Origin of the sequence: Lentzea sp. NPDC060358 (genome assembly GCF_042725365.1) — a bacterium.
In the GTDB taxonomy this organism is placed as follows: Bacteria; Actinomycetota; Actinomycetes; order Mycobacteriales; family Pseudonocardiaceae; genus Lentzea.
Window position 1 is genome coordinate 1 of sequence record NZ_JBHXCW010000442.1, and the last position, 2,485, is coordinate 2,485.

1 protein-coding gene is annotated in these 2,485 nt (G+C 69.0%); it reads right to left on the reverse strand.

What is annotated here, in order from left to right; all coding sequences use genetic code 11:
• Positions 1–38: 38 nt before the first annotated feature.
• The gene (locus ACFWGZ_RS40680) at positions 39–2,282 is read right to left on the reverse strand and encodes a polyribonucleotide nucleotidyltransferase (RefSeq protein WP_382456920.1); all 2,244 of its coding nucleotides are present in this window, start codon (positions 2,280–2,282) and stop codon (positions 39–41) included.
• Positions 2,283–2,485: the final 203 nt, after the last annotated feature.

The following is a 2,485-nucleotide window of genomic DNA, read 5'->3' on the forward strand; positions in this document are numbered from 1 at the left end:
GGATGCACCCGCGGCCGTCACGTTGTTGCTGGTCGCACTCACTGCGCGGGAGCCGCCTCGGCAGCAGCGTCCTCGGTGGCGGCCGGGGCGTCGGCCGGCTTCGCGGCGTCTTCCTCGGACACCACGACGAGGCTGATCTTGCCGCGCTGGTCGATGTCGGCGATCTCGACGCGGAGCTTGTCGCCGACCTTGACGACGTCCTCCACCTTCGCGATGCGCTTGCCGTTGCCCAGCTTCGAGATGTGGACGAGGCCGTCCTTGCCGGGCAGCAGCGAGACGAACGCGCCGAACGCGGCCGTCTTCACCACGGTGCCCAGGAAGCGCTCGCCGACCTTCGGCAGCTGCGGGTTCGCGATCGCGTTGATCATGCCGATCGCGGCCTCGGCCGAGGGGCCGTCCGCCGCACCGACGTAGATCGTGCCGTCGTCCTCGATGGAGATGTCGGCACCGGTCTGCTCGGTGATCGAGTTGATCATCTTGCCCTTCGGGCCGATGACCTCGCCGATCTTGTCGGTCGGGATCTTCACCGACGTGACGCGCGGCGCGAAGGCGCTCATCTCGTCCGGGTCGGCGATGGCCTCGGCCATGACCTCGAGGATCGTGTAGTGCGCGTCGCGGGCCTGGCCCAGCGCCGCGGCCAGCACCTCGGACGGGATGCCGTCGAGCTTCGTGTCGAGCTGCAGCGCCGTCACGAACTCCTTGGTGCCCGCGACCTTGAAGTCCATGTCGCCGAACGCGTCCTCGGCACCGAGGATGTCGGTCAGCGCCACGTACTCGGTCTTGCCGTCGACCTCGTCGGAGACGAGACCCATCGCGATGCCGGAGACCGGCGCCTTCAGCGGGACACCCGCGTTCAGCAGCGACAGGGTCGAGGCGCAGACCGAGCCCATGGACGTCGAGCCGTTGGAGCCGAGGGCCTCGGACACCTGGCGGATCGCGTACGGGAACTCGTCGCGCTTCGGGAGCACCGGCATGAGCGCGCGCTCGGCCAGTGCGCCGTGGCCGATCTCGCGGCGCTTCGGCGAGCCCACGCGGCCGGTCTCACCGGTCGAGTAGGGCGGGAAGTTGTAGTGGTGCAGGTAGCGCTTGTGCGTCTCGGGGGACAGCGAGTCGATCTGCTGCTCCATGCGCAGCATGTTCAGCGTGGTGACACCCAGGATCTGGGTCTCGCCGCGCTCGAACAGCGCCGAGCCGTGCGTCCTCGGGATCACGGCGACCTCGGCACCCAGGTCGCGGATGTCGGTGAGGCCGCGGCCGTCGATGCGGACCTTGTCGCGCAGGATCCGCTGGCGCACGAGCTTCTTGGTCAGCGAGCGGAACGCGGCGCCGACCTCCTTCTCGCGACCCTCGAACTGCTCCGCCAGCTTCTCGAGCGTGGCGGCCTTGATCTCGTCGAGCTTGCTCTCGCGCTCCTGCTTGCCCGCGATCGTCAGCGCCTGCGCGAGCTCACCCGCGGCAGCCGAGTCGACGGCCTCGAACGCGTCGGCCTGGTAGGCCGGGTACGTCGGGTACTCGCCGGTCTCCTTCGCGGCGACCTGGGCGAGCTGCGCCTGGGCCTCGCAGAGGACCTTGATGAACGGCTTGGAGGCCTCGAGGCCGGCGGCCACGACCTCCTCGGTGGGGGCGGTGGCGCCCTCGGCGATCATGTCGATCACGTTGTCGGTGGCCTCGGCCTCGACCATCATGATCGCGACGTCGCCGGAGTCGACCACGCGGCCCGCGACGACCATGTCGAACACGGCCTTCTCGAGCTGCTCGTGCGTCGGGAACGCCACCCACTGGCCCTCGATCAGCGCGACGCGGACGCCGCCGATCGGGCCGGAGAACGGCAGGCCGGCGAGCTGCGTCGACGCGGACGCGGCGTTGATCGCCACGACGTCGTACAGGTCGGCCGGGTTGAGGCTCATGACCGTGATGACGACCTGGATCTCGTTGCGCAGACCGTCCACGAAGGACGGGCGCAGCGGGCGGTCGATCAGGCGGCAGGTGAGGATGGCGTCCGTGCTCGGACGGCCCTCGCGCCGGAAGAAGGAGCCGGGGATGCGGCCCGCGGCGTACATGCGCTCCTCGACGTCCACCGTGAGGGGGAAGAAGTCGAAGTGCTCCTTGGGGTGCTTCGACGCCGTGGTGGCGCTCAGCAGCATCGTGTCGTCGTCCAGGTACGCCACCACGCTGCCGGCGGCCTGGCGCGCGAGACGTCCGGTCTCGAAGCGGATGGTGCGCGAGCCGAACTTGCCGTTGTCGATTACGGCAGACGCCTCGTGGACTTCAGTGTCCGTCATTTACTTTGGTGCTCCTCGTCTTTGGGGACACCGCTCACGCGTTCTTGACGAGGCCGGTCTTCGATCGAAGTCCCCTGGGGCGTTCCCACCAGGCGACCACTACCGAGGACCGGCGCGGAAACTGCTTCGCGCGACGCGGGTCCTGTTGTGCTTCCTCTTTGCAACCGGGGATGTGTATACACCCGGTTGTGCGCCGAGGGGGC

Coding starts and splice junctions, on each gene's coding strand:
- ACFWGZ_RS40680 (WP_382456920.1), bottom strand. CDS start 2,282: ATGACGGACACTGAAGTCCACGAGGCGTCTGCCGTAATCGACAACGGC.